This is a genomic window from Streptomyces sp. MGP-P1 (assembly GCF_057766565.1).
The window spans coordinates 1,711,292-1,729,400 of record NZ_JBYMEM010000007.1 but is presented as its reverse complement, the minus strand read 5'-3'; the positions used below and the strand labels follow the sequence as shown (position 1 = coordinate 1,729,400).

Genomic DNA, 18,109 nt, shown 5'->3' with positions numbered 1-18,109 from the left:
CCTCCGGATGGGGTGCAGTCAGCACTCGGTATGAAGTGACTGAACAGTAACCACCCGGACGACCTTGCGGTCGGCCGGGTGGTCACCCCGAATTCCGTTGGGCCCGAATGACGCCGAAGACACCGAAAACGCGGAGGCCTCAGGCCGAAGCGGCCTTCTTGCCCCGTGTCGCGCCGCCGCGTCCTCGCAGCGTCACTCCGGATTCACTGAGCATCCGGTGGACGAATCCGTAGGAGCGGCCGGTTTCCTCGGCCAGCGCCCGGATGCTCGCACCGGAGTCGTACTTCTTCTTCAGGTCTGCCGCGAGCTTGTCACGCGCGGCGCCGGTTACCCGGCTGCCCTTCTTCAGAGTCTCGGCCACCCGTGCCTCCTCATGGGAAGTGCGCTCTGGACTCTCATGATCACCCCTCCCGCGCTTCCTGGCCACCCATTCGGCAAGGTCGGTGCGAGCGGTTTCCCTGACGCGATGCGCGTCGGCACGAGCGGAATCCTCGATTCCGCACGGCGCGCGAGGGTGCACGGCCTGGATCGGCAGGAGAACAGCCAGGTCAGGGCCGTACGGGGAAGAGCGACCGGAAAGGGGGCGCACGACGGGTGAGCGCCGGGCGCACCACCGGAGTACGAGACGTCCTCACGCAGATGATGGATCACGCGTAGGCCGAATGATCTATCCCCGGTGGATCAGGCGAGCGCGACGAGGTCGCGGTAGTCCGCTCCCCAGAGATCCTCGACACCGTCCGGGAGCAGGATGATCCGCTCCGGCTGGAGCGCCTCGACGGCGCCCTCGTCGTGGGTGACGAGGACGACCGCGCCCTTGTAGGTGCGCAGCGCGCCGAGGATCTCCTCGCGGCTGGCGGGGTCGAGGTTGTTCGTCGGCTCGTCGAGCAGGAGCACGTTGGCGGAGGAGACGACCAGGGTCGCGAGGGCGAGCCGGGTCTTCTCGCCGCCGGAGAGCACGCCCGCGGGCTTGTCGACGTCGTCGCCGGAGAAGAGGAAGGAGCCGAGCGTCTTGCGGACGGCCACGAGGTCGAGGTCGGGTGCGGCGGAGCGCATGTTCTCCAGGACCGTGCGCTCCGGGTCGAGGGTCTCGTGCTCCTGGGCGTAGTACCCGAGCTTGAGCCCGTGGCCCTCGATGATCTCGCCGGTGTCGGGCTTCTCGGCGCCGCCGAGCAGGCGGAGCAGTGTGGTCTTGCCGGCGCCGTTGAGGCCGAGGATGACGACGCGGGAGCCCTTGTCGATGGCGAGGTCGACGTCGGTGAAGATCTCCAGCGAGCCGTACGACTTGGAGAGGCCCTCCGCCATCAGCGGGGTCTTGCCGCAGGGCGAGGGGTCGGGGAAGCGCAGCTTGGCTACCTTGTCGGAGACCCGGACGGCCTCCAGGCCGGAGAGCAGCCGGTCGGCGCGCTTGGCCATGTTCTGGGCGGCGACCGTCTTGGTGGCCTTGGCGCGCATCTTGTCGGCCTGCGCGTTGAGGGTCGCGGCCTTCTTCTCGGCGTTCTGGCGCTCGCGCTTGCGGCGCTTCTCGTCGGCCTCGCGCTGCTGCTGGTAGAGCTTCCAGCCCATGTTGTAGACGTCGATCTGGGAGCGGTTGGCGTCGAGGTAGAACACCTTGTTGACGACCGTCTCGACCAGATCGACGTCGTGGGAGATCACGATGAAGCCGCCGCGGTAGGACTTGAGGTAGTCACGCAGCCAGACGATGGAGTCGGCGTCGAGGTGGTTGGTCGGCTCGTCCAGGAGGAGGGTGTCGGCGTCCGAGAAGAGGATCCGGGCCAGCTCGACGCGGCGGCGCTGACCGCCGGAGAGCGTGTGCAGCGGCTGGCCGAGGACCCGGTCGGGCAGGCTGAGCGCGGCGGCGATGGTGGCGGCCTCGGCCTCGGCGGCGTATCCGCCCTTGGTGAGGAACTCCGTCTCCAGGCGCTCGTACTTCTTCATGGCCTTCTCGCGGGTGGCGCCCTGTCCGTTCGCCATCCGGTCCTCGTTCTCGCGCATCTTGCGCAGGATCGCGTCGAGGCCGCGGGCGGAGAGGATGCGGTCGCGGGCGAGGATGTCGAGGTCGCCGGTGCGCGGGTCCTGCGGGAGGTAGCCCACCTCGCCGGACCTGGTGATGGTGCCCCCGGCGGGGGTGCCCTCGCCCGCGAGGCACTTGGTGAGGGTGGTCTTGCCCGCTCCGTTGCGGCCGACGAGGCCGATGCGGTCGCCCTTGGCGATACGGAAGGAGGCGGACTCGATGAGGATGCGGGCGCCGGCGCGCAGCTCGATGCCGGAAGCGGTGATCACGGAAAAACTCCAGGGCAGTTTGGACGGCGGAGGGACGAGGGCGGAGGTCTCTCGACGCCGCTAATGCACAAGGAGGAAAGCCATACGGCCCATTCTACTGGCGGTGCGCAACTTCTTTTCCGCGTGCTCGCCCGGACGAACCGCCCGATATCCGGCTCGGGGTGGCACCCGCCTGGACGCGGCGGTGGTCGGCGAGGACCGGATCCAGGAGGGCGTTGCCAGTGCCCGGTGGAAGACTGAGACGCAGATCACATCCACGTGGTCCGGACGGCAGACGTGACACCGGGAGAGGTGAGTGCGATGACAGGCGGGGCGAGCGGCGTTCCCACGATCTACCCGACGATCCTGTACGACGACGCGAAGGCCGCGATCAGGACGCTGACGCAGGGCCTCGGCTTCACCGAGGAGGCGGTCTACGAGGGGGAGAACGGCAGTGTGCTCCATGCCGAGCTGTCCTGCGGCAACGGCAGGGTGATGCTCGGCTCCAAGGGGCGCGAGGGACTGTTCGCGCGGGCGATGACGGGCGCGGGCCCGGCGGGGGTGTACGTGGTGGTGGACGAGGTGGACGAGCACTGTGCCCGCGCCAAGGAGTTCGGCGTGGAGATCCTCATGGAGCCGACCGACCAGGACTACGGCTCCCGCGACTACATGGCACGGGACGTCGAGGGCAACGTGTGGAGCTTCGGCACGTACGCCCCGGGGTCCGGCTGATCGGGCCGCGCGGCTCCCCGGGGCGGCGGCGGTCGGGTTTTCGCCCGGGCGCCTCCGGGGCCCCGGGGCGCCTGGGCCCCGGGTCAGGCTCCTCCGGTGTGCACCTGGAAGGCGGCCCGGCGGACGGCCTTGGCCAGGGCCGGGTCCGGGTGGGCCGCGGCCAGGGCGACCAGGACCTGGACGGTGCGCGGATGGCCGACGGCCCTGACCTCGTCGAGCAGGGCCGGGACGGTGCCCTGGACCGCGGAGTCGAGGTGGCGCACCAGCAGCGCGGTCTCGCCGTGGTCGGCGACGGCCGCCGCGGTGTCGACCCAGAGCCAGGTGGCCTCCTCGCGGCTGAGGACGTCCGGGGCGTCGTCCGGGTCGTTGCCCTCGTACTCGGCGAGCCAGAGCAGCGCGTAGGGCCGCAGCGAGGGTTCGGCGAGCACGGCCCGGACCTCGGGTTCGGCGGGGGCGCCGACGACCCTCAGCGCCTCGAAGGCCAGTCCGCGCAGCAGCGCGTCCTCGCCCCGGGCGACGGTCAGCAGTTCGGCGACGGCGCTGCCGACGGTGCGGGCGGCGAGCCAGGCGCGGTATTCGGCGCGGGCCGGGCCGGGGGTGAGCCGGGCGCAGCCGAGGAGCATGTCGGCGGCGGACTGCTCGATGTTTCCGGCCGGGCTCTGGGCGGCGACGCAGATCTGTTCCAGCTTCACCCAGACCGCCCAGTTGCCGAGCGGGGTGAGGGTGGCGTGCCCTTTGCCGAGCGTCAGCGCGCCGACGGCGGCGAGGCCCTCCAGGGCCCAGTCGAGCAGCAGGGCGTTGAGGTCGGCGCTCCGGGCGGTTCCGGCGCCGTTCTCGGCCGCCGCTGCCCGGGCGGGCGTCTCCGCCGGGGCGGCGGGCGCGGTTCTGCCGGGCCCCAGGGGCACTTCGCAGCGCTCCTCCTGGAGTTCGGCGACGCGCTGCCCGAGGAGGTCCAGCAGGGCGGGGACGGTGACGGGCCCCGCGGAGAGCTGGAGGAGGGAGAGCACCTGGGGCACGGCCTCGACGGCTTCGGCGACCGCCCCCGCCTCGATGTCCGCGGGTGCGGCGTGGACGAGCGACCAGGCGTCGAAGAGCGCCACCCAGCCGCGCAGGACGGCGGAGTCGTCCCGGTCCCAGGCGCGCAGCCGCCAGCCGGGGCGGGCGGTGTCGCCGTGCAGTTCGATCAGTCCGGCCAGCCGGGCCCGGTCCCAGCCGGCGCGGACCTGCGCCGGGGAGAGTTCCAGAGCGGTGGCCGCCCGTTCGAGGGCGTGGGCCGCGAGCGGGGCGGTGGTGCCCGGCCCCGGGGCGCCCGCCGCCCAGTGGGCGATGCGTACGGCGTCGGCGAGCACCGTCCGGGCCTGGCGCGCCAGTTCCGTACGGGGCGGGGTGCCCTCGGGGGGCCTGGGAGCCGGCCTGGTGCGCCGGGTCGTCACGGCCTTGCGGGCGGTGGCGAGGGGTCGCGGGCGGACAAGTCGCAGCCTGGAGTCGCGCGGAGTACGGGACGTCACGGGAGCAGTCTTGCCCCTGACGGCCCGAAAGCCCAAACGGAAGGCGTTTCGCCGGTACGGGAAAGGTTCCCCCGGTGCGGCGGCAAGCGGGAGAGTTCACCCTATCGGCTCACATCAGGGGTGTGAGGAAGCGTCGCAGGGTCTCCTCGTAGCGGGCCGGGCCGGCGTTCCACATCGACGCATGCGGAGCCTGCGGTACGGCGTGGAGGCTGACCACGTCCGGGCGGCGGGCGGCGAGCTCGCGGGAGGCGGCCCAGGGGGCGATGGTGTCGTCCGGGCCGTGCAGGATCAGGGTCGGGGTGCGCAGGGAGGCGGGCGCCGAGGTCTCCAGCAGCGGGGCGGCGTTCATCCCGGTCCTGCCCTGGGCGGCGCGGACGGCGAGCGGCAGAAGGGCGGCCGGGACCCCGCGGGCCGCGGCGAGGGCGCGCAGGGTGACCTGCCAGTCCAGCACCGGGGAGTCGAGGACGAGGCCGCTGATCCGGTCGCGGAGCGGGGACTCGACCGCGGCGTGCAGGGCCATGGTGGCGCCGGTGGACCAGCCGTGGACGATCACGTTGCGGGCCCCGTGGCGCAGGGCCCAGCGGACGGCGGCGTCGAGGTCGCGCCACTCGGAGGCGCCGAAGTGGCCGAGGCCGTCCGCGGAGCGGGGGGCTCCGGGGTCGCCCCGGTGGGCGAGGTCGAGCACGGGGAAGCCCTGCTCGTGGAGGAACCCCATCAGGTTCATGGGGTGGGCCCGGGTGGTGCCGAGGCCGTGCACGGTGATGACCCAGGTGTCGCGGGCGCCGGGGACGTACCAGGCGGGGAGGGTGCCCAGCTCGCCGGGGATCTCGACCTCCTGGTGGTCCAGTCCGAGGTCGCCGCTCGGGTCGCCGTCGTACAGCGCGGGGGTGAGCCGCACTTTCGCGCCCGGTTCGAGGAGCCCCCGGCCGACGCTCTCCAGCCTGCGGACCACGGTGTCGGCGGCCTGGGAGGCCCCTTCGACGACGGGCCCGACGACCGCGTGGACGCCGGGTCCGGACAGGCCGTAGGTGCCGGGCCTGAGCGCCGAGAAGGACCGGGTCAGGGTGACCTGTCCGGCCGCCGTGGCGTGCACGGTGAGTCTGCGGTCGGCGGGGAGGGGACGTCCGGGCGCCGCTTTGAGGGCGACGCCGCTGGCGTACCGGCCGGCCGCGACCGCTGTCGCACCGACGCCGAGGATCGTGGTGACGGCCGTTGCCGTCGCGGTTACCGGGCGCACCGCTTCAGTGTCGCGGGGCGGGCGGCGGGCTGCCAGTGGGCGGGGCCGTCCGGGGCCGGGCCCGGGGCCGGGCCCGCCCCGGAGCCGTGGCCCGGGCACGGCGGTTCACGCGGGTGCCCGGGGGCAGGCGCGGGTGCCTGGAGGCAGGCGGGGGTCACGGGGGCAGGCGCGGGTGCCCGGAGGCAGGCGCGGGTCAGCCGGGCTGGCCGTATCCCTTGAGCGCTTCCGTCACCTCGTGCAGCTGGGCCGCGTCGAGCATGGCCGGGGTGCGGCCGGGTACGGAGCTCGCGGTGAGCCAGAGGCGGCAGAGCCACTCCAGTTGGGCGGTGCGCTCGTAGGCCTGGTCGAGCGTGTCGCCGTAGGTGACGGTGCCGTGGTTGGCCAGCAGACAGCCGGTGCGGCCCGCCAGGGCCCCGAGCATGGCCTCGGCCAGTTCCGGGGTGCCGTAGCGGGCGTAGGCGGCGGTGCGGACGGGGCCGCCGAGGATGGCGGCGGCGTAGTGGACGAGCGGCACCTCGGTGACGAGGGTGGAGACGGCGGTGGCGTGCACGGCGTGGGTGTGGACCACGGCGGCGGCGTCGGTGGAGCGGTAGACGGCCAGGTGGAGGGGGAGCTCGCTGGTCGGACCGAGGTCGCCGAGGACCTGGCGGCCTTCCAGATCCACTCCGACCGCGTCGTGGGGTCCGAGCCGGTCGTAGGGCACCCCGCTGGGCGTGACCAGGACCAGGTCGCCGACGCGGGCCGACACGTTGCCCGAGGTGCCGACGACCAGGCCGTCCGCCGCGCTGCGGCGGGCGGTCGCGACGACGTCCAGCCAGGTCCGGCCGACGGATTCCGGGTGCTGCTCGCTCATGGGGCGAGCGTAGGGGTCAAGAGGCGCAACCGGAACGTCACATAAGAGGTGACGGAGGTCTCTTCCGAGTGCCGAACAACCGTTCAAAACGTTCGCCGTCCAGTGGCAGAGGACAGCCCACACCCCACCTCACAGGCCTCGCGCAGCCCCTCCCGCGGACAAGCGGAGGCGACCCACTCCGTTTGGAGTCACCGCAACGCCCTGCCCAGTTCATCTTCCGTTCATTCAGGTTGCCTACGGTCCACGTGCCACTGACGTCGAACGATTGCCTGGGTAAATGGAACACATCACGCTGCTGCTTGCGATTGTGGTCGTGACAGCTCTCGTGTTCGATTTCACGAACGGTTTCCACGACACCGCCAACGCGATGGCTACGACCATCTCGACCGGCGCTCTGAAGCCCAAGACAGCGGTGGCGATGTCCGCCGTTCTCAACCTGATCGGCGCGTTCCTGTCGGTGGAGGTCGCCAAGACGATCTCCGGCGGGATCGTCAACGAGGACGGCCTCAGAACCGAGGTCATCTTCGCGGCGCTCGTCGGCGCCATCCTGTGGAATCTCCTGACCTGGCTGGTCGGCCTGCCCTCCAGCTCCTCCCACGCCCTGTTCGGCGGTCTGATCGGCGCCGCGGTCATGTCGGCCGGCTGGTCCTCGATCAACGGCGGCACCGTCGTCACCAAGGTGCTGCTCCCGGCGATCGCCGCCCCGCTGGTCGCCGGCCTCGCCGCGATGCTCGCCACGCGGCTGACGTACCGGATCAACCGGAACGTCACCGACGAGGGACAGCTGAAGTCGACGGCCAAGGGCTACCGGGCCGGACAGATCGCCTCCGCCGGTCTCGTCTCGCTCGCCCACGGCACCAACGACGCCCAGAAGACGATGGGCATCATCACGCTGGCCCTGGTCACCGGCGGCGTCCTCGCCCCCGGCTCCAACCCGCCGATGTGGGTCATCGTCTCCGCCGGTGTGGCCATCGCGCTCGGCACCTACCTCGGCGGCTGGCGCATCATCCGCACGATGGGCAAGGGACTGACCGACCTCCAGCCGCCGCAGGGCTTCGCCGCCCAGACCAGCGCGGCGACGGTCATCCTCGCCTCCTCGCACCTCGGCTTCTCGCTCTCCACCACCCAGTCCTGCTCCGGTGCCGTCATGGGCGCGGGCCTCGGCCGCAAGGGGGGCGTGGTCCGCTGGTCCACCGCCACCCGGATGTTCGTCGCCTGGGGGCTGACGCTCCCGGCGGCCGGCCTGATCGGTGCGGGCGCCGAGTTCCTGACCAAGCAGGGCCCCTGGGGCATCGCCGTCACGGCGGTCATCCTGGTGGGCGGTTCGTTCGCCATCTGGCTGGCCTCGCGCCGCCAGCCGGTCGACCACACCAACGTCAACGACACGGACGGGGACGGCGAGCGCCAGGGCGTCGTCACCACCGCCATGGCGGCGGTCCAGCCGCCGCCCATCGGCGGCCCGGCCTCCGACCTCGCAACCACCCTCCCGGCCCCGGCCCCGTCGCCCGACGACCCGGCCCGGCCGCCGGCCAAGGTGTAAGGACAGATCCGCATGAAAATCGACTGGGCAGCTCTCGCCTCCGTCTTCGGTGTCAGCCTCGTGGTCACCGTCGCGCTGGTCGGCCTCTTCACCCTGGGCATCGTCGCCCTCTCCAAGCAGTCCGCCACGGCCGGAGGCAGCGCCTCCGGAGGGTCGGTCGCGCTGGCGCGCACCGGCGCGTACGCCTGCTTCGCGGCGTGCGTGGCGGCGGTCGCGTACGGGATCTACCTGATCGTCGCCTGACCCCGCACCCCGCACCCCCTCGGGCCGGACACACTCGCGTGTGTCCGGCCCGATGTGTGTCTGCGCACAGTGGAGCCTGGCAGGTCAACAGTGAGTTGACGGTTGTTCGCGGGGCGTGGTGGACTGCCGGAGCCATTTACGGCGACAGCAGAGGAAGCCGGTGCGAATCCGGCGCGGTCCCGCCACTGTCACCGGGGAGCGCTCCCCCACACGGAACGTCACGGCCCGCTCACGCGGGCTGGAAGGCCGGGGGAACCGCGGATCCGGAAGCCAGGAGACTCTCGTCGCCGGTCACGTCGAACCAGGGCGCGGACCCTGAGTGAGGACCTACGCCATGCCCGGCCGCCGTGCGCCGCTTCCTGTGCCCCCCACGACAGGCCCTCGCGCCGGAACATCTCTCCCCGCGACCGGCTGAGCCATGCGTGCCGACCGCGTTTTCGCGTACGGCGCCACGGCCGGGCTGATCGCCGACGCCCTGCTCGGCGACCCCCGCCGGGGCCACCCCGTAGCCGGATTCGGCCGCGCCGCCGCGCGGGTGGAGTCCCTGCTGTGGCGTGACGATCGGGGCCGGGGCGCGCTGCACACTTTCGTCTGCGCCGGAGGCGCCGTGGGGGCCGCCGCGTTGACCGCGCGCGCCGTCCGGGGACGCCCCGCGCTCGCCGTCGCGCTGACCGCCGTCACCGCCTGGTCCGTCGTCGGCGGGACGTCACTGGGGCGGGAGGCCCGCGCCGTCGGCGGCGCCCTGGCCGCCGGGGACCTGGAGGTGGCACGGGAGCGCCTGCCGCATCTGTGCGGGCGCGATCCGCACTCCCTGGACGGGCCGGGGATCGCCCGCGCGGTCGTCGAGTCGGTCGCCGAGAACACCTCGGACGCCGTCGTCGGCGCACTGGTGTGGGGGGCGATCGGCGGGGTGCCGGGGCTCGTCGGCTTCCGGGCGGTGAACACGCTCGACGCGATGGTCGGCCACAAGTCGCCCCGCTACCGCCGTTACGGCTGGGCCTCGGCCCGCCTCGACGACCTCGCGGGGTGGCCCGGTGCCCGGCTGACGGCCGCGCTGGCCGTGGCGGGCGGCGGGCGGCCCCGGGAGGCCGTACGCGCCTGGAGGGCGGACGCCCGGCGTCACCCGAGCCCGAACGCGGGGCCGGTGGAGGCCGCGTTCGCGGGGGCGCTCGGCGTACGGCTGGGCGGGACCCTGGCGTACGCGGGGCGCGTCGAGCACCGGCCGGTGCTGAACGGGGAGTCCGGGCGGGACGTGCGGGGCGCGGACATCGAACGTGCGGTACGGCTGTCGCGCCGGGTGAGCACGCTGGCCCTCGGCGTGTGCGTGGCGGGGCGGCTGTTCGCGGGCCGCGTGGTCGCGGGACGGTCGGCGGCAGGACGGCGGCGGGGTCGGGGGCGAGGGCGGTCATGAACGGTCCGGCACGGAACGCGGTACGGGAACGGGAGCGGGTATGAGCGGCGGGCTGCTGGTCGCGGGGACCACATCGGACGCGGGCAAGAGCGTCGTCACGGCGGGCATCTGCCGGTGGCTGGTGCGCCGGGGCGTGAAGGTCGCGCCCTTCAAGGCCCAGAACATGTCCTTGAACTCCTTCGTGACTCGGCAGGGCGCGGAGATCGGCCGGGCCCAGGCGATGCAGGCGCAGGCCGCCCGGGTGGAGCCGACGGCCCTGATGAACCCGGTGCTGCTGAAACCCGGCAGTGACCGGTCCAGCCAGGTCGTGCTGATGGGCAAGCCGGTGGGGGAGATGAGCGCCCGGGGGTACCACGGGGGGCGGCAGGAAGCGTTGCTCGGGACGGTGACGGACTGTCTGGAGGAGCTGCGGTCCACCTACGACGCGGTCATCTGCGAAGGAGCCGGGTCCCCGGCCGAGATCAACCTGCGGCGCACGGACATCGTGAACATGGGGATCGCGCGGGCCGCGAGGTTCCCGGTCCTGGTGGTCGGGGACATCGACCGGGGCGGGGTCTTCGCCTCCTTCTTCGGGACGACGGCGCTGTTGAGCGCGGAGGACCAGGCGCTCGTCGCGGGCTATCTGGTGAACAAGTTCCGGGGCGACGTCTCGCTGCTGGAGCCGGGCCTCGACATGCTGTACGGGCTGACCGGGCGGCGGACGTACGGGGTGCTGCCCTACGCCCACGGGCTCGGCATCGACGAGGAGGACGGACTGCGGCTGTCCCTGCGGGGTGCGGTGCGGGAGTCGGTCGTGGCTCCCCCGCACGGCGAGGACGTGCTGCGGGTGGCGGTCTGCGCCGTGCCGCTGATGTCGAACTTCACGGACGTGGACGCGCTGGCCGCCGAACCGGGCGTCGTCGTGCGGTTCGTGGACCGGGCGGAGGAGCTGGCCGACGCGGACCTGGTGATCGTGCCCGGGACGCGCGGCACGGTGAAGGCGCTGGCCTGGCTGCGTGAGCGGGGCCTCGCGGACGCGCTGGTGCGCAGGGCCGCGGAGGGCCGGCCGGTGCTGGGGATCTGCGGCGGGTTCCAGGTGCTCGGCGAGCGGATCGAGGACGAGGTGGAGTCGCGGGCCGGCGTCGTGGACGGGCTCGGGCTGCTGCCGGTGCGCGTCCGCTTCGACCGGGACAAGACGCTGGCGCGGCCGGTCGGTTCGGCGCTGGGCGAGCCGGTGGAGGGGTACGAGATCCACCACGGGGTGGCCGATGTGCGGGGCGGGGAGCCGTTCCTCGACGGGTGCCGGGTGGGGGCGGTGTGGGGGACGCACTGGCACGGGTCGCTGGAGAGCGACGCGTTCCGGCGGCGGTTCCTGGTGGAGGTGGCCCGGGCCGCCGGGCGGCGGTTCGTGCCGGCGCCGGACACGAGTTTCGGGGTGTTGCGGGAGGAGCAGCTGGATCGGCTCGGGGATCTGGTGGAGGAGCACGCGGACACGGACGCGTTGTGGCGGTTGATCGAGGAGGGGGCGCCCGCGGGGTTGCCGTTCGTGCCGCCGGGGGCGCCGCCGTCGAGCGCGGGTGCTCCGGAGAGCCGGGGCGCTGCCCCGGACCCCGCTCCTCGATCGCCGGAGGGGCTGGAAATGGCTCGCCCGGAGGCGCTGGGAGAAGCCCGGGAGTTCCGGGAGCTTGATGTTGCCGGGTCCGCTGAGGCAGCGCCTCCGGAGCTTGATTTCGTTGTCGTCGACCAGGAGGCCAAGTGAGTACGCCGTATCCCTTCACCGCGATCGTCGGGCAGGACGACCTGCGGCTCGGGCTGTTGCTGAACGCGGTCAGTCCGGCTGTCGGCGGGGTGCTCGTGCGGGGCGAGAAGGGGACCGCCAAGTCCACCGCCGTGCGCGCGCTCGCCGCCCTCGTGCCGGAGGTGTCCGTCGTGCCGGGGTGCCGGTTCTCCTGTGATCCCGTCTCCCCCGATCCGGCGTGTCCCGACGGCCCGCACGAGGAGGCCGCCGGTGTGTCGCGGGCCGCGCGGACCGTGGAGCTGCCCGTCGGCGCGTCCGAGGACCGGCTCGTGGGGGCGCTGGACATCGAGCGGGCGCTGTCGGACGGCGTGAAGGCGTTCGAGCCGGGGCTGCTGGCCGACGCGCACCGCGGGATCCTGTACGTCGACGAGGTCAACCTGCTCCACGACCACCTGGTGGACCTGCTGCTGGACGCGGCGGCCATGGGCGCCTCGTACGTCGAGCGCGAGGGCGTCTCCGTACGGCACGCGGCACGGTTCCTGCTGGTCGGGACGATGAACCCGGAAGAGGGCGAGTTGCGGCCGCAGTTGCTGGACCGGTTCGGGCTGACCGTCGAGGTGGCTGCCTCCCGGGACACCGACGAACGGGTCGAGGTCGTGCGGCGCAGGCTCGCGTACGACGACGACCCCGAGGGGTTCGCCGCGCGCTGGGCCGCGGAGGAGAGCGCCCTGCGGGAGCGCATCGCCGCCGCGCGCGCCCTGCTGTCCCGGGTCGTGCTCGGTGACGGCGTGTTGCGGCAGATCGCCGCGACCTGCGCCGCGTTCGAGGTCGACGGGATGCGGGCCGACATCGTGATGGCCCGTACCGCGACCGCGCTGGCCGCCTGGGCGGGCCGCGAGGAGGTCACCGCCGACGATGTGCGGCAGGCCGCTCTCCTCGCGCTCCCCCACCGGCGTCGCCGCAACCCGTTCGACGCGCCGGGTCTGGACGAGGACAAGCTCGACCAGACCCTGGACGAGGCCGGTGCGCAGCAGAACGACGACGGCGATGACCGGCCCGACCCCGATCCGGACGGGGGTGGGGACGACAACGGCGGTGGGGGCGGTGGTGTGCCGCCGCAGGCCGATGGGGACGACCGCACTCCGCCAGGGACTTCGGAAGGCGACGACACGCCGTCCGGGGCTCCCGAGGGCAGTTCCGACGCGCCCGGCCGCTCCACCGGGGCCGAGCAGCGGCCCGTGGCGTCCGCCGAGCCGTTCCGGACGAAGATGCTCAGCGTGCCGGGGCTCGGCGAGGGCGCTTCGGGGCGGCGCTCCCGGGCCCGTACGGAGCACGGGCGTACGACCGGCGCCCGCCGCCCGCAGGGGTCGCTGACCAAGCTGCACCTGGCCGCGACCGTGCAGGCCGCCGCCCCGCACCAGCGGGCGCGCGGGCGTTCCGGGCGGGGGCTCGTGGTGCGCCGGGACGATCTGCGGCAGGCGACCCGGGAAGGGCGTGAGGGCAACCTCGTGCTGTTCGTCGTGGACGCGTCGGGCTCGATGGCGGCGCGGCAGCGGATGAGCGCGGTCAAGGGAGCCGTGCTGTCGCTGCTGCTGGACGCCTACCAGCGGCGGGACAAGGTCGGCCTGGTCACCTTCCGGGGCAAGGAGGCGGAGGTGGTGCTGCCGCCGACCTCGTCCGTGGACGCGGCCGCCTCCCGTCTGGAGTCGCTGCCGACCGGGGGCCGTACGCCGCTGGCCGCGGGGCTGCTCAAGGCTCATGACGTGCTGCGGGTGGAGCGGCTGCGCGATCCGTCGCGGCGGCCGTTGCTCGTCGTGGTGACGGACGGCCGGGCGACCGGCGGGCCGGAGCCGGTGGCGCTCGCGGGGCGGGCCGGGCGGCTGCACCGCTCGGAGGGGACGGCATCCGTCGTCGTGGACTGCGAGTCGGGGTACGTACGCCTCGGTCTCGCCGGGGAGTTGGCCCGGGAACTGGGAGGCACCGCCGTCACGCTCGACGAGCTGCGGGCCGACTCGATCGCCGGGCTCGTCAAGGACGTCACCGCAGCCGGGAGGGCCGCCTAATGCCGCAGGGACAGCCGACATCGGTGCCGGACGACGGGCTCACCACCCGTCAGCGGCGCAACCGTCCGCTCCTGTTCGTCCACACCGGCATCGGCAAGGGCAAGTCGACGGCGGCCTTCGGGCTGGCGTTGCGGGCCTGGAACCAGGGGTGGCCGATCGGGGTGTTCCAGTTCGTGAAGTCCGCGAAGTGGAAGGTCGGCGAGGAGAACGCGCTGAAGGTCCTCGGAGCGAGCGGCGAGGGCGGCACCGTCGACTGGCACAAGATGGGCGAGGGCTGGTCGTGGGTCCAGCGCGACGGTCAGCTGGACAACGAGGAGAAGGCCCGCGAGGGCTGGGAGCAGGTCAAGCGCGACCTGGCGGCCGAGACGTACAAGCTGTACGTGCTCGACGAGTTCGCCTATCCGCTGCACTGGGGCTGGATCGACACGGACGAGGTCGTCGAGGTGATGCGGAACCGGCCCGGCACCCAGCATGTCGTGATCACCGGACGCAACGCGCCGGACGCGCTGATCGAGGCCGCCGACCTGGTGACCGACATGTCGAAGGTCAAGCACCCGATGGACGCGGGGCAGAAGGGCCAGAGGGGCATCGAGTGGTGAGTGTGCCCCGTCTGGTCATCGCCGCTCCGGCCTCCGGCAGCGGCAAGACCACCGTCGCCACCGGTCTGATGGCCGCCTTCGCCGCGCGCGGGCTCGCCGTCTCCCCGCACAAGGTGGGGCCGGACTACATCGACCCGGGCTACCACTCGCTGGCGACGGGACGCCCCGGCCGCAATCTCGACGCGTACATGTGCGGGACGGATCTGATCGCCCCGCTGTTCGCGCACGGGTCGGCGGGGTGCGACCTCGCCGTGGTCGAGGGGGTGATGGGGCTGTACGACGGCGCGTCGGGGCAGGGGGAGCTGGCGTCCACCGCGCAGGTGGCGAAGCTGCTGCGCGCCCCCGTGGTGCTGGTGGTGGACGCCTCCTCGCAGTCCCGTTCGGTGGCGGCCCTGGTGCACGGTTTCGCCTCCTGGGACCCCGAGGTCCGGATCGGCGGGGTGATCCTGAACAAGGTGGCCTCCGACCGGCACGAGGCGCTGCTGCGGGACGCGTTGGACGAGTCGGGGCTGCCGGTCCTGGGCGTGCTGCGCCGGGCCCCGCAGGTGGCGACGCCCTCGCGCCATCTCGGGCTGGTCCCGGTGGCCGAGCGGGGCTCCGATGCGGTGGACGCCGTGGCGGCGATGGGCGAGCGGGTGCGCGCCGGGTGCGACCTGGACGCGCTGATGGCGCTGGCCCGGACGGCGCCGGCGCTGCCGGACGAGACGTGGGAGCCGGAGTACGCCCAGAGGCCCGGCGCCGTGAAGCCCGTCGTGGCCGTGGCCGGCGGGGCGGCGTTCACCTTCGCGTACGCGGAGCACGCCGAGCTGCTGGCGGCGGCCGGTGCGGAGGTCGTGGTCTTCGACCCGCTGCGGGACGAGAAGCTGCCGGGGGGCACGGCGGGGCTCGTCATCGGCGGCGGTTTCCCGGAGATGTACGCCCCCGAGCTGTCGGCCAACGAGCCGTTGCGACGGGCGGTCACGGAACTGGCCCTGAGCGGCGCCCCGGTGGCGGCCGAGTGCGCGGGGCTGCTGTATCTGGCGCGGGAGCTGGACGGGAAGCCCATGTGCGGGGTGCTGGACGCCGAGGCCCGGATGTCCGAGCGGCTGACGCTCGGGTACCGCCAGGCGGTGGCCGTGTCGGACAGTGCGCTGGCGGTGGCGGGGACCCGGATGCGCGGTCACGAGTTCCACCGCACGGTGCTGGAGCCGGGGGCGGGGACCACGCCGGCCTGGGGCATGCACCAGCCGGAGCGGCGGGTCGAGGGGTACGTCCAGCGGGGCGTTCACGCGAGCTATCTGCACACCCACTGGGCCGCGGCGCCCGGGGTGGCCCGGAGGTTCGTCGAGCACTGCCGGGCGCGGTGAACCCACCGTCCGGGGGGCGCGCCCCTCATGACGGGGCGCTCGGGCGTACGCGTGGCTCACTCGGCGATGCCGACGACCAACCAGATGAAGCCCACGCCCCCGATGGTGCAGAGAAGGGTGGAGCGGGCGGGATGGGTGTGGTGCGCCTCGGGAAGGATCTCCGCGGCGGCCAGGTAGAGCAGCGCTCCGCCGAAGAAGCCGAGATAGCCGCCGAGCAGTTCCTCCGGAAGAGTGAACAGCAGCGTCGTCGCGGCGCCCACGACCGGTGCGGCGGCAGCCGCGAACAGCATCAGGAGCGCCTTGCGACGGGCGTTCCCGTAAAGACTGGTGAGGGTGTACGTGTTGAATCCGTCGGCGAAGTCATGACTGATCACCGCCAGCGCGACGGCCACGCCCATGGAGCCGCTGACCTGGAAGGCGGCGCCCAGCGCGATGCCGTCCATCAGGCTGTGGAGGACCATCGCGGCGGCCGCCGTCAGCCCCACCTGCGGCACGCGGTCGCCGTGGTGGCCGCTCGCCCCGTGTGCCACCTGGCGTCCGGCGAGCAGCCGCTCCACCAGATGGGCCGCCAGGAAGCCGCCGACGAACAGGAGCAGGGCGGCGGGGACCCCGAACACCGGCGTGCCCGCCGCCTCGATCGCCTCCGGCAGGAGGTCGAGTCCGACCACGCCGAGCATCAGCCCGCCCGCGAGGCCGAGCACCAGGTGACGGCGGTCGGTGACGCGTTGCGCGACCCAGCCGCCGGCCAGAGTCATCAGGAACGCGCCGAGCGCGACGAACACCGCCATGGGGCCTTGCTAGCCGATCGGGGCCTCTCTCCGCATCTCAGGGTGTCCTTACCCGCGGCGTTCGCCCGGCCCCTCCCCACCGCCCGTTTCCGTATACGGAACGGCTCCACCGCCTCCTTCCCCGCACCACCGGGACGTATGACCTGAAAGGCAGGACTCCGCCGATGACCGGAGCATCCGTCAGCACCGGACCGGAGTCCGGGACCCGCAGTCTGGTGGTGGGGGTCGGCGCACGCCGGGCGCGCCCGGCGATGCGGTGTTCGCCCTGATCGAGGCGGTGCTGAGCGGGGCGGGACTGGACGCGGCGGACGTGCTGGAGGTGGCGACGGTCGAAGCCAGGGCGGACGAGCCGGGGATCGTGGGGGCGGCGGCCCGGCTCGGGGTGCCGGTGCGGGCCCATCCGGCGGGGGCGCTGGCCGCGGTCCGGGTGCCGCACCCCTCGGGCGCGGTGGGGGCCGCGGTGGGGACCCCTTCGGTCGCGGAGGCGGCGGCGCTGATCGAGGCGGACGAACTGGTGGTGCCGAAGACCCGCGCCCCGGGCGGGAAGGCCGCAGGCAGGGGGGTGGCGACCTGCGCGGTGGCCCGCCGGTTTCCGGCGGTCGTCGGGACTTTCGAGGTTTCCGGGAGGAAAACTTCCACCTCACCGGTGACGTCGGGCTCCCACCCGTTCACCATGGCTGCCATGAATCCCCCCACGCGGAACATCGAGAGCGCAGGGCCCGACCTGCGCCACCACGGCGACGCGGAGGTGCGCGGCGAGAATCTGACCGACCTCGCGGTGAACGTCCGTACCCACACTCCCCCGGAGTGGCTGCGCGAGCGGATAGCCGCGTCGCTCACCTCGCTGGCCTCCTACCCGGACGGGTCCTTCGCCCGTGCCGCGGTCGCCGGCCGGCACGGGCTGCCGGTGGAGCGGGTGTTGCTGACGGCGGGCGCGGCCGAGGCGTTCGTCCTGATCGCCCGTGCCCTTCCGGCCCGTTGTCCGGTCGTGGTGCATCCTCAGTTCACGGAGCCGGAGGCTGCTCTGCGAGCGGCCGGGCACGCGGTGGGCCGGGTGCTGCTGCGCGCCGAGGACGGCTTCCGGCTCGATCCGGAGGCGGTGCCCGAGGAGGCGGACCTCGTGGTGATCGGCAACCCGACGAACCCGACGTCCGTGCTGCACCCGGCGGCGCTGCTGGAGCGGTTGGCGCGGCCGGGGCGGACGTTGGTGGTCGACGAGGCGTTCATGGACGTCGTGCCGGGCGAGCGCGAGGCGCTGTGCGACCGGGCGGACGTCCCGGGGCTCGTGGTGCTGCGCAGCCTCGCCAAGACGTGGGGGCTCGCCGGGCTGCGGATCGGCTATGTCCTGGCCGCCGCGGAGACCGTGGCGCTGCTCTCCGAGGCGCAGCCGCTGTGGCCGGTGTCGTCCCCGGCGCTGGCGGCGGCGGAGGCCTGCATGGAGCCGAGGGCGCTGGTGGAGGCGGCCGAGGCGGCGGACCGGATCACGGTGGACCGGGCCCATCTGCTCGCCGGGCTGGCCGAGTTCAGTGAGGTGGAGGTGGTGGACTCGGCCCGGGGGCCGTTCGTCCTGGTGCGTCTGGAGCGGGCGGCGGAGGTCCGGGAGCGGTTGCGGCTGCTGGGCTTCGCGGCGCGGCGCGGGGACACGTTCCCGGGGTTGGGGCCGCAGTGGCTGCGGCTCGCGGTCCGCGACCGGGCCACGACCAATCGTTTCCTCCAGGCCCTGGACCAGGCCGTGCAGGCGCTGCCCGCGAGACCGGGGCGCTGAGGCGCGCCGAGGAGCCCGGCGGGGGCGGCGTCCGTCGTGCGGACGCCG

14 protein-coding genes, 1 pseudogene and 1 riboswitch are annotated in these 18,109 nt (G+C 73.5%); of the genes and pseudogenes, 9 read left to right on the top strand and 6 right to left on the bottom strand.

Translation table 11 applies throughout. The annotated features are described in order from the left end of the window. Positions 1–139: 139 nt before the first annotated feature. Positions 140–361: a helix-turn-helix domain-containing protein gene (locus tag AC3CH1_RS29230; RefSeq protein WP_006123601.1), complete on the bottom strand. Its 222-nt coding sequence runs from the start codon at positions 359–361 to the stop codon at positions 140–142. 320 nt (positions 362–681) lie between these two features. Beyond that, the gene (locus AC3CH1_RS29225; RefSeq protein ID WP_018957710.1) at positions 682–2,280 is read right to left on the bottom strand and encodes an ABC-F family ATP-binding cassette domain-containing protein; all 1,599 of its coding nucleotides are present in this window, start codon (positions 2,278–2,280) and stop codon (positions 682–684) included. Positions 2,281–2,580: 300 nt separating this feature from the next. Between AC3CH1_RS29225 and AC3CH1_RS29220 the strand changes: the two genes are divergently transcribed. Continuing rightward, positions 2,581–2,991, top strand: a complete 411-nt coding sequence (locus AC3CH1_RS29220; RefSeq protein WP_488465632.1) for a VOC family protein — start codon at positions 2,581–2,583, stop codon at positions 2,989–2,991. A gap of 83 nt (positions 2,992–3,074) precedes the next feature. Here AC3CH1_RS29220 and AC3CH1_RS29215 read toward each other — a convergent pair whose 3' ends face one another. The 3 genes from AC3CH1_RS29215 to AC3CH1_RS29205 all read right to left on the bottom strand — a co-directional run bounded on the left by AC3CH1_RS29215 (position 3,075) and on the right by AC3CH1_RS29205 (position 6,589). Then, positions 3,075–4,424, bottom strand: a complete 1,350-nt coding sequence (locus tag AC3CH1_RS29215) for a hypothetical protein (RefSeq protein ID WP_488466763.1) — start codon at positions 4,422–4,424, stop codon at positions 3,075–3,077. Positions 4,425–4,608: 184 nt separating this feature from the next. Continuing rightward, positions 4,609–5,736: an alpha/beta hydrolase gene (locus tag AC3CH1_RS29210; RefSeq protein ID WP_488465631.1), complete on the bottom strand. Its 1,128-nt coding sequence runs from the start codon at positions 5,734–5,736 to the stop codon at positions 4,609–4,611. Positions 5,737–5,929: 193 nt separating this feature from the next. Continuing rightward, positions 5,930–6,589 (bottom strand): class II aldolase/adducin family protein, encoded by a 660-nt coding sequence (locus AC3CH1_RS29205; protein WP_488465630.1) that lies wholly within the window; start codon positions 6,587–6,589, stop codon positions 5,930–5,932. 277 nt (positions 6,590–6,866) lie between these two features. Here AC3CH1_RS29205 and AC3CH1_RS29200 point away from each other — a divergent pair, with 277 nt between their 5' ends. The 7 genes from AC3CH1_RS29200 (at position 6,867) to AC3CH1_RS29170 (ending at position 15,508) form a co-directional block, all read left to right on the top strand. Continuing rightward, positions 6,867–8,129 (top strand): inorganic phosphate transporter, encoded by a 1,263-nt coding sequence (locus AC3CH1_RS29200; RefSeq protein ID WP_488465629.1) that lies wholly within the window; start codon positions 6,867–6,869, stop codon positions 8,127–8,129. A 12-nt stretch (positions 8,130–8,141) separates the two neighbouring features. Next, positions 8,142–8,372: a hypothetical protein gene (locus AC3CH1_RS29195; protein WP_488465628.1), complete on the top strand. Its 231-nt coding sequence runs from the start codon at positions 8,142–8,144 to the stop codon at positions 8,370–8,372. Positions 8,373–8,523: 151 nt separating this feature from the next. Further along, positions 8,524–8,652, top strand: a riboswitch (cobalamin riboswitch). 138 nt (positions 8,653–8,790) lie between these two features. Further along, positions 8,791–9,783, top strand: coding sequence for a cobalamin biosynthesis protein (locus AC3CH1_RS29190; protein ID WP_488465627.1), 993 nt, complete (start codon positions 8,791–8,793; stop codon positions 9,781–9,783). A gap of 40 nt (positions 9,784–9,823) precedes the next feature. Then, positions 9,824–11,521 carry a cobyric acid synthase gene (locus AC3CH1_RS29185; protein ID WP_488465626.1) on the top strand — a complete coding sequence of 566 codons (1,698 nt, stop codon included), beginning with the start codon at positions 9,824–9,826 and terminating at the stop codon, positions 11,519–11,521. Continuing rightward, on the top strand, positions 11,518–13,563 hold the full coding sequence (locus AC3CH1_RS29180; protein WP_488465625.1) for a putative cobaltochelatase: 2,046 nt from the start codon (positions 11,518–11,520) through the stop codon (positions 13,561–13,563). The genes AC3CH1_RS29185 and AC3CH1_RS29180 overlap by 4 nt, the downstream gene beginning before the upstream one ends. Continuing rightward, positions 13,563–14,162: a cob(I)yrinic acid a,c-diamide adenosyltransferase gene (gene cobO, locus AC3CH1_RS29175; RefSeq protein WP_026237554.1), complete on the top strand. Its 600-nt coding sequence runs from the start codon at positions 13,563–13,565 to the stop codon at positions 14,160–14,162. Before AC3CH1_RS29180 ends, cobO begins: the two co-directional genes overlap by 1 nt. Beyond that, positions 14,156–15,508 (top strand): cobyrinic acid a,c-diamide synthase CobB, encoded by a 1,353-nt coding sequence (locus AC3CH1_RS29170; RefSeq protein ID WP_488465624.1) that lies wholly within the window; start codon positions 14,156–14,158, stop codon positions 15,506–15,508. Before cobO ends, AC3CH1_RS29170 begins: the two co-directional genes overlap by 7 nt. Before the next feature lie 56 nt (positions 15,509–15,564). Here AC3CH1_RS29170 and AC3CH1_RS29165 read toward each other — a convergent pair whose 3' ends face one another. After that, positions 15,565–16,296, bottom strand: coding sequence for a ZIP family metal transporter (locus AC3CH1_RS29165; RefSeq protein WP_488465623.1), 732 nt, complete (start codon positions 16,294–16,296; stop codon positions 15,565–15,567). Positions 16,297–16,460: 164 nt separating this feature from the next. Between AC3CH1_RS29165 and cobC the strand changes: the two are divergent. Then, positions 16,461–18,061 (top strand): annotated as a pseudogene (cobC, locus tag AC3CH1_RS29160) (Rv2231c family histidinol phosphate aminotransferase CobC). Positions 18,062–18,109: the final 48 nt, after the last annotated feature.

Excerpts from the sequence above, each read along its gene's own strand:
- cobO (WP_026237554.1), top strand. The coding sequence starts at position 13,563 with ATGCCGCAGGGACAGCCGACATCGGTGCCGGACGACGGGCTCACCACC.
- AC3CH1_RS29185 (WP_488465626.1), top strand. The coding sequence starts at position 9,824 with ATGAGCGGCGGGCTGCTGGTCGCGGGGACCACATCGGACGCGGGCAAG.
- AC3CH1_RS29165 (WP_488465623.1), bottom strand. The coding sequence starts at position 16,296 with ATGGCGGTGTTCGTCGCGCTCGGCGCGTTCCTGATGACTCTGGCCGGC.
- AC3CH1_RS29190 (WP_488465627.1), top strand. The coding sequence starts at position 8,791 with ATGCGTGCCGACCGCGTTTTCGCGTACGGCGCCACGGCCGGGCTGATC.
- AC3CH1_RS29200 (WP_488465629.1), top strand. The coding sequence starts at position 6,867 with ATGGAACACATCACGCTGCTGCTTGCGATTGTGGTCGTGACAGCTCTC.
- AC3CH1_RS29220 (WP_488465632.1), top strand. The coding sequence starts at position 2,581 with ATGACAGGCGGGGCGAGCGGCGTTCCCACGATCTACCCGACGATCCTG.
- AC3CH1_RS29205 (WP_488465630.1), bottom strand. The coding sequence starts at position 6,589 with ATGAGCGAGCAGCACCCGGAATCCGTCGGCCGGACCTGGCTGGACGTC.
- AC3CH1_RS29195 (WP_488465628.1), top strand. The coding sequence starts at position 8,142 with ATGAAAATCGACTGGGCAGCTCTCGCCTCCGTCTTCGGTGTCAGCCTC.